Consider the following 7,960-nt stretch of genomic DNA (forward strand, 5'->3'; position numbering starts at 1 on the left):
TGTGCCTCCGGGGTCGAGCGAGCGGCGCCCCGCGGCGACCGGTCGGCATCCTAGACCGCCGCCGTGTCCGCGAAGGCGGCGGGCCGGGTGGGGCCGGGCCGAACGGCGCCGTGGCTGCGACCGCCGTCCGGCCCGGAGTCGGGGGGCCCGCGGTTCAGCGGCCCTCGGGGTGGGCGAGGCCGCGCTCGTACGCCTTCACCAGGCGCTGCGGCACCTGGTGGACGACGCCGTCGACCGTCACCGGGACGAGCTGCGGGGTGGTCGCCTTCCACTGGGCGCGGCGATGGCGGGTGTTGCTGCGGGACATCTTGCGCTTGGGGACTGCCATGGAGCTCTCCTCGTCGGGGTTCGGCGTCGGACGCTATATGGAAACGGTATTCATGAGCAAGTGTCGGGAGGGCCGCTAGCGGCCGACGGGATCGGCCGTCGCCCCGTCTCCGGGGGTCAGCAGCGCGAGGTGACCGCCCTCGTCGAGCGGGGTGGGCGTCCGCAACGTGGTGACCTGCTCCGCCCGGTCGGCGTCGAAGAGGTGGATCTCGCCGTGCCCGCCCCGGGTGACCGCGACCAGCGAGCCGCCCGGGGAGGCCGCGATCGCCCGGCGCTGGACCCCGTCCCAGGGGGTGGAGCCCCGGCGCGGAGCGCCGGACATGGCGGGCAGCGGCAGTCGTGCGGTGATCCGGGGGTCCTCGCCGGGGGCGGTCGGCGCGGCCAGCAGGACCAGCTCGTCGCCGTCGGGGTGCACGCGGGCGAAGGCGGTGTGCCGGGCGGCCACCGCCAGCCGGAACACCAGGCCGGGGCCGAGGTCGAGTCGGCCGGTGGCGCCGGTGTCCAGTCGGTGCCACCAGGCGTCGTTGGTCCACTCCGGCCAGGACTCCGGGTCGGCCGGGCCGCCCCGCACGCAGGACCACAGCATGCGCCGCACCGGGTCCAGGCGCAGGTAGTAGCCGCGGCCGCCGGACCGGCCCCCGGCCGCCCAGGGCAGCGGCGGCTCGGCGACCAGTCGGTCGCCGTCCCGGCGGGCCCGGTGCACCCCGGAGCCGGCCGCGGCGAACAGCCGCCCCGTCGCCGGGTCGTGGGCGTCGCCGTGTCCGTCGTCGTCGGGCAGCGGGAGGCGGTGGTCCGGCTCGACCGGTGGGCAGGCGGCGGGGGTCGCCAGCAGGCGGCCGTGCCGGTAGGCGGCCAGCTCGCCCGGCTCCCGGTGGCGCAGCACGACGAGCGGGTCCGGGCCGCCGAGGAGGGTCACCCCCGGCTCGCCGGTCCGGGTGCGCACCCGCACGGCGTCGGGGCCCCGAGGTCCGTCGAGGTCGACCACGGTCAACAGGTCGCTCCAGGTGGACCAGTTGCGGCCCAGGCCGGTGGTGACCGCGAGCCGGCGGCCGGCCGGGTCCGCGGCGAGGTGCTCGGCCGGCACGGCCACCGGCACGGCGGTCTCGACCAGGCCGCCGCCCCGCTCGGCGGCGTACGGGCTGAGCACCAGCAGCTCGCCGGCGCGGTCGTCGACGAAGGCCGCCCGGTCGCCGGGCAGGGCGAGGAACCCGGCGTGCTCGGCCAGGTGGCGGCCGGTCAGCACGGCGCGTTCCCGCCCGTCGGGCAGGTCCAACACGCTGACGCGGCCGGCCACCTGGTCGGCTGCCAGTAGTCGCGGGGGAAGGGTCATGGGCGCTCTCCGGGGGCGTGGCGGTGCTCGGGGGCCTTCGCCGGGGGTGGTGTGGCGACGGCTTAATGAGAATGATTATCATGCCGAGGTCTCGTCGAGGGGGGAGCGCCTGGGACCCCGCCGAGACGTCCCGCACGCCCCGGCGATCACCACGGAACCGAGGAAACCCCCATGCCCCGCACCCTCTTGAAGGCCCGCCGGTGGGCCGCGCTCGCCGTCCTGGGCAGCCTGCTGGCCGGCTGCACCGGCCAGGCCGGCGACCGCGACGGCGACGACGCACCTGCCGCCGCCGGTCCGCGTACCAGCGTCGACGTGCGCCCCATCGAGGCCGCCGCGAAGATCACCGACGCCCGGGGCGTCACGGTGTCGCCGCCCGGCACCCCGCGGCGGATCGTCTGCCTGGTGGCCCTCTGCGACGACATGCTCGCCGAACTCGGGCTCACCCCCGCCGCCACCAACTCCGCGCTGCTGAAGCACCCGCGCTTCCTGGGGAAGGAGAAGGCGGCCGGCATCCCCACCGTCCCCGGCGGCTTCCTCAGCCCCGAGACCGAGGCGATCCTCTCCCACAAGCCGGACCTGGTGATCGGCCTGGAGGACACCCACGGCAAGCTCGCCCCCGCGCTCAAGGGCGCGACCACGTTCTGGCCGGTGCAGCCCGCCCGCTGGCAGGACAGCGTCGGCTACCTGCGCGGCCTCGCCGCGCTCACCGGCCGCACCGCGCAGGGCGAGCGGGCCGAGAGGGCCTTCCGCACCAAGCTGGCCCGCGCCGAGGAGGCCAGGAGCGACAAGACCGCGCTGATCGTCTTCGGCAGCGACGAGAACTTCGGCGTCGCCACCCCGGAGACCGACGTGGCGGCCGGGATGTTCCCGAAGATCGCGCACTACCCGTGGAAGAGCCGCGGCGTCGACGGTTCCTACAGCCTGGAGGAGATCCTCGCCCGGGACGTCGACGTGCTCTTCGTGGAGACGCTGTCCTTCGGCGGCTCCGACGGGAAGCTCTCCGACAAGCTCGCCGAGAACCCGCTCTGGTCCAGGATCCCGGCCGTGCGCAGCGGCAAGGTCATCGAGGTCGACTCCGAGGCGTGGGCCAAGGGCCGCGGCACCCGCTCCCTCGGCCTGGTCCTCGACGAGGCGACGGCCGCACTGCGGTGACCGGCCGGCCGGCAGCAGTCCTCTGCCTTGCGCTCCCCGGGCTGGCGGGCGCCCTGTCCGCGCTCTGCCTGGGCACCCCCGCCGTACCGCCCACGGGCCTGCTCCACGCCCTCGGCGGCGACGGGATGGAAGGGGTCGTGGTCGGCGAACTGCGCCTGCCCCGGCTGGTGCTGGCGCTCGTCGCGGGCGCCTGCCTGGGAGCGGCCGGCCTGGTGCTCCAGGAGGCGCTGCGCAACGCGCTCGCCGTCCCGGAGATGCTGGGCGTCTCCTCCGGCGCCGCGCTCGGGGTCGCCGCCCCGCTGGTCCTCTCGCTCACCGTCCCGGCGGCCGTGCAGCCGTTCCTGGCCGTCGGCGGGGCCGCGTTCGGCGGTGCGCTCACCCTGCTCGCCGCCGGCCTCGGCCGCAGCCCGTCGGCGGTGCTGCTGACCGGCGCGGCCGTCGCCGCGGCGCTCCAGGCCGGGCTGCTGGTGCTGATGGTCATGGCCGACCAGCTCGACCTCCAGCTCATCTACCGCTACCTGCTGGGCAGTCTGTCCGCCCGCACCTGGCCCGACGTCACCGGCCTCGGGCCGTGGCTGGTCGTCGCCGTCCCGGCGCTGGTGCTGTGCGCCCCGGTCCTCGGCGTGCTGCGGCTCGGGGACGACGACGCCCGCGCGCTGGGGGTGCGGGCGGTGCGCGCCCGGGTCGCCGCGCTGGCCATCGCGATCCTGCTGATCGCGCCCGTGGTGGCGGTCTGCGGGCCGGTCGCCTGGGTCGGCTTCCTCGCCCCGCACCTGGCCCGCCGGCTGCGGCCGGACGGCGGCGCCGCCACCTGGGTCGCCTGGTCCGCGGCGTGCGGCGCGGTCGTGGTGCTGCTGGCCGACCAGCCCGCCCGGCTGCTCCTCGCGCCCACCGAGGTCCCGGTGGGCGCGTGGACCGCGCTCGTCGGCGTACCCGCCGGCGTGATCCTCCTCGGAGTCGGCCGGCGGCGACCGCGCGGCGCCGACGTGCCGGTCGCGCGCGTCGCCCCGGTGGACCGCGAGCCCGAACCGGCCTCCCTGCGCAAGGGGGAGCGATGAACGTCGCCACCCTCCGCGCACGGGCAGGGGGCGGGCCGGCCCGGCTCGCCGCCGTCGCGGTGCTGGTCGTGCTCGCCGGGTGCGCCGGACTGGTCGCGGGACCGGCCGTCGAACTCGCCGACGTCCTCGACGTCCTGCGCGGCGGCGGCGACCCCACGGCCCGGCACATCGTGCTCCGGTTGCGGGCCCCCCGGACGCTGGTCGCCCTGGCGGCCGGGGCGAGCCTGGGCCTGGCCGGGCTGGTGCTCCAGTCCGCGCTGCGCAACCCGCTGGCCGGGCCGGAGGTCACCGGCGTCACCCCGGGCGCGGTGCTCGGCGCGGTGACCGCCACCGGACTGGGCCTGGCCGGCTGGGAGTCGCCCGCGGCCGTGGTCGCCGCGGCATGCCTCGGCGGCTTCGCCGGGGCAGGGCTGCTCTGGCTGCTGGCCGGCCGCCGCCAGGGCGACCCCGAGCAGACCGCCGTGTACGGGGTGCTGGTCTCGGCGGTGCTGGCCGGCCTGACCGCCATGGTGCTGCTGGTCGCACCCGGGCAACTGGGCAGCGTCGTGCAGTGGCTGGTCGGCTCCACCGAGGGCCGGGTCTGGGCCCACTGGAGCCTGCTGTGGCCCTGGGCGCTGGGCTGGACGGCGGCGGCGCTGCTGCTCGCCGCCCCGCTGACCCTGCTGCGCTGCGGCGACGAACAGGCCGCCGCGGCCGGGCTGCACACCGTACGCGGCCGGGCGGCCGCGCTGGTGTGCGCGGTGGCGCTGACCGCCGGAGCCGTCGCCGCGGTGGGCGCGCTGGGCTTCGTCGGACTGCTGGTGCCGCACCTGGCGCTCGCCGTCTTCGGGGCCGACCTGCGGACCGCGCTGCCCGGGGCCGCGCTGCTGGGCGCGCTGGTGGTGGGCGGCGCGGACGCGGCAGCCCAGGCGCTGTCGCGGGTGCTGGCCGACGCGCTCGGCGCGGACCGGCTGACGCTGCCGGCCGGTGCGCTGACCACCTGCGTCGGCGCGGCGCTGCTGCTCGTGGTGGCCCGGCGGCGGACGGAGGAGCGATGACCATCCACCGGAGGGACGGGAAGACATGACTGCTGACGGGGCGCCGGGGGCGCCGGTCGTCCGCGCGGAGGGACTCCGCTTCGGCTACTCGGGGCGGGAGGTGCTGCGCGGAGTCGACCTGGACGTGCGGGCGGGTGAACTGGTCGCCCTGATCGGGCTGAACGGCTGCGGCAAGAGCACCTTCCTCAGGCTGGCCGCCGGGCTGGCCGCACCGAGCGCGGGCCGGGTGCTGCTGGCGGGCGACGACGTCAGCAGGCTGTCCCGCCGGGCCGCCGCCCGCCGGGTCGCCCTGCTGCACCAGTCCGCGCCGGCGGTGCCGGGCCTGACCGTACGGCAGTTGGTGCGCCAGGGGCGGTACGCGGCGCGCGGTCCGCTGGGCATGCTCGGCGGCGGCGACGACGAGCCCGCCGTACGGGCCATGGCGGACACCGGGACCACCGCCTGGGCCGACCGCCCGGTGGACGCACTGTCCGGCGGCGAGCGCCAACGGGTGCGCCTGGCCATGGCGTTGGCGCAGGACACTCGGGTGCTGTTCCTGGACGAGCCGACCACCTACCTGGACCTGCGGCACCAACTGGAGGTCTTGCAGACCGTGGTGCGGCTGCGGGCCGAGCGCGACCTCACGGTGGTGATGGTGCTGCACGACCTCAACCACGCGGCCCGGTTCGCGGACCGGATCGTCGCCCTGCGCGACGGCCGGATCGCCGCCGACGGGCCGCCGCACCGGGTGGTCACCCCCGCGCTGCTCGCCGAAGTACTCGGCGTGCGGGGCCGGGTGGGCCGCGACGAGGTCGGCGGCTGGCCGGTGTGTTACCCGGATCACCCCGTGGGTTCTCCGGAGCCCTTGCGAAATGAAAATCATATTCATTAGAGTCGGTGTCACGCGGACCGGCGACCAGCCGGAACGCGGCCCATTCAGTGATTCCCATCGAACGGAGACGCCAACTCATGGACAACCAGAAGGTCTTCACCCCGATCGCCGAGCAGGGCCAGCTCGCCCACCTGTCCGCCACCCACTCCAACGCCCTCGTCGAGAACCCCTTCGCCGACGCGGCCGACGCCGTCGAGGCGGACGCCATCGACGCCAAGTAAGGCCCGGCCGGTGTGAGGACACCGGCTGCCCGTACCGCAGCGGGTGCGCGCCCCTGGGCGCGGCGGGCCCGTCCGGCCGACGCCGGACGGGCCCGCTCCGTTCCCCGACCCCATCCCCCCTGCTCCTTCCGGAGGTTCACCGTGATCCGCACCCCCAGACTCGGCCCCGGCGCCGGGCTCGTCACCGGACCCGACGGCCGACTGGTGCTGCGTACCGCCGACGGGGAGTTCCTGCGCGTGGCCACCGGGACCGCCGACCCCGAAGCCCTCACCCGGGCCCTGACCGCCGGCGCCTCCGACGGCGAGTCGGGCGGTCGGTCCGGAGGCGAGCCCGAGGGCGGGTCGGACGGCGGGTCCGATGCCGGGTCGGACGGCAGGTCGGACAGCGGGTCCGATGCCGCGTCGGACGGCGGGTCCGACGGCAGGTCCGATGGCGGTTCTGACCGCGGCTCCGATGGCGACGCCGAACTGGCCCGCCTCGCTGCGGCGTTCGAGGAGGCCGGACACGCCACCGCCGACCCCGTCCCGCGCCGCCCGCTCGACGGGCACACCGTCCTGGTCCTCGGTGACGCCGTGCTCACCGGTCCGCTGCGCCACTTCGCCGCCGCCGAGGGCGCCGACGTCCGCTCCGCCACCCCCGAGGAGGTGGCGGCCCTCGCCGACGGTCGCCTGCCGAAGACGCCCACCGCCGTGGTCTGGTGCCTCGACGCGCCGGTCCCGCCCGGCCGGTGGGACGCCGCCGACCGGCTGCCCGGCCGAGGGATCGGCTGGCTGCGCTGCCACCGCGAGGGCGCCCAGCTCTGGATCGAACCCCTCGCCGACCGGCCCGGAGACGTCACCTCCGCCTGCGTACGCCGCCGCCGGCTGGCCGCGACCGCCGCCCACCGGGAGCTGGCCGCCTACTGGGACGGCCACCGCACCCCGGACAACGGGCCCCGTCCCACCGCGGCCTCCGCCGCGCTCGTCGCCGCGCTGCTCACCGCCGCGCTGGCCGCCTGGGCGGCGGGGCCGGGGGAGCGGACCGCGACAGCCTCCCCGCCGCCGGCCCGCCGCACCCTGCGCCGCGTCGACCTGCGCGACCTGCGCGTCACCGACCACCCCGTCCTGCCCGTCCCGGACGTCGCCCCGCTGCGGCCCGCGAGCCGGCCGTGACCGCCCGCACCGAGCACCTCGCCGGCGGGGGCGGGGCCCTGCTGGCCACCGACGTCTGCCTGCCCCAGGGCTCCGGCCCGCACCCCGCCGTGCTGATCCGCACCTCCTACGGCCGCACCGCCCACCGCGCCGAACTGCGCGGCTGGGCCGCGCGCGGCTTCGCCGCCGTCGCCCAGGACGTCCGCGGCCGGCACGGCTCGACGGGGGAGTGGCGCCCGTACGGCGACCACGAGGCCGACGACGGCACGGCCACGGTGGCCTGGATCCGGCGGCAGCGCTGGAGCGACGGGCGGGTGGTCGCGTCCGGCGCCTCATACGCCGCGTACTGCGCGCTGGTGGCGGCGGTGGCCGAGGTCGAGGGCGCCGGACGGCCGGACGCCGTCATCGCCGCGGTGCCCGCGCTCGGCCTCGCCGAGACGGCCCGCGAGCCCGGCGGCCCGGAACGCCTGCGGGCCCGGGCCGGCTGGTGGGCCGCGCACGGCGACCGCCCCGACTCCGACCCGGACGCCCTGGACCGGGCGCTGGCCCGCGACCCCCACCTGCTGGAGCACCTGCCGGTCACCGCGCTGGACGACAGGCTGGGCCGCCGGCTGCCGTCCTGGCGCGGCGTCTGGGCCGACTGCCGGCGCGGCCGGCTCGCCCTGCGCGGGTCGGCCGCCGCCGTGCCCCTCCTCGCGGTGGGCGGCACCAAGGACCCCTTCGCCGACGACACCGTGGCCCTCTGGCAGGGCTGGGGCGGCCCGGCCCGCCTGCTCCTCGGCCCCTGGGACCACCGGCTCACCGCCGCGCCCCGAGCCACGGGGACGGCGAGT

General features: G+C 77.6%; 9 protein-coding genes. 7 read left to right on the forward strand and 2 right to left on the reverse strand.

The window, feature by feature from the left end; translation table 11 throughout:
- Window positions 1-154: 154 nt before the first annotated feature.
- Both rpmF and C6N75_RS11685 read right to left on the reverse strand, forming a co-directional pair.
- A complete protein-coding gene (gene rpmF, locus C6N75_RS11680) occupies window positions 155-328 on the reverse strand; it encodes a 50S ribosomal protein L32 (protein ID WP_105868804.1) in 174 nt (57 codons plus the stop codon).
- A gap of 75 nt (window positions 329-403) precedes the next feature.
- Complete coding sequence (locus C6N75_RS11685) at window positions 404-1,657, reverse strand: hypothetical protein (protein ID WP_105868805.1); 1,254 nt, start codon at window positions 1,655-1,657, stop codon at window positions 404-406.
- A gap of 171 nt (window positions 1,658-1,828) precedes the next feature.
- On the opposite strand from C6N75_RS11685, the gene C6N75_RS11690 reads away from it, so the two are divergent.
- From C6N75_RS11690 to C6N75_RS11715, 7 genes are all read left to right on the forward strand, one after another.
- Entirely contained in the window at window positions 1,829-2,809 is a 981-nt protein-coding gene (locus C6N75_RS11690; RefSeq protein ID WP_105868806.1) for an ABC transporter substrate-binding protein, read from the forward strand.
- Complete coding sequence (locus tag C6N75_RS11695; protein WP_105868807.1) at window positions 2,806-3,867, forward strand: FecCD family ABC transporter permease; 1,062 nt, start codon at window positions 2,806-2,808, stop codon at window positions 3,865-3,867. The genes C6N75_RS11690 and C6N75_RS11695 overlap by 4 nt, the downstream gene beginning before the upstream one ends.
- The gene (locus C6N75_RS11700; protein ID WP_105868808.1) at window positions 3,864-4,904 is read left to right on the forward strand and encodes a FecCD family ABC transporter permease; all 1,041 of its coding nucleotides are present in this window, start codon (window positions 3,864-3,866) and stop codon (window positions 4,902-4,904) included. The genes C6N75_RS11695 and C6N75_RS11700 overlap by 4 nt, the downstream gene beginning before the upstream one ends.
- A gap of 25 nt (window positions 4,905-4,929) precedes the next feature.
- A complete protein-coding gene (locus tag C6N75_RS11705) occupies window positions 4,930-5,775 on the forward strand; it encodes an ABC transporter ATP-binding protein (protein ID WP_105868809.1) in 846 nt (281 codons plus the stop codon).
- A 77-nt stretch (window positions 5,776-5,852) separates the two neighbouring features.
- On the forward strand, window positions 5,853-5,996 hold the full coding sequence (gene amiA / locus C6N75_RS30645; protein WP_181160441.1) for a streptamidine family RiPP: 144 nt from the start codon (window positions 5,853-5,855) through the stop codon (window positions 5,994-5,996).
- A 144-nt stretch (window positions 5,997-6,140) separates the two neighbouring features.
- Window positions 6,141-7,148: a hypothetical protein gene (locus C6N75_RS11710; RefSeq protein WP_105868812.1), complete on the forward strand. Its 1,008-nt coding sequence runs from the start codon at window positions 6,141-6,143 to the stop codon at window positions 7,146-7,148.
- Window positions 7,145-7,960: CocE/NonD family hydrolase (locus C6N75_RS11715; RefSeq protein WP_146132549.1), on the forward strand; the 816-nt coding region annotated here is incomplete at its 3' end. The genes C6N75_RS11710 and C6N75_RS11715, both read left to right, overlap by 4 nt.

Source organism: Streptomyces solincola, from assembly GCF_002982015.1.
In the GTDB taxonomy this organism is placed as follows: domain Bacteria; phylum Actinomycetota; class Actinomycetes; order Streptomycetales; family Streptomycetaceae; genus Streptomyces; species Streptomyces solincola.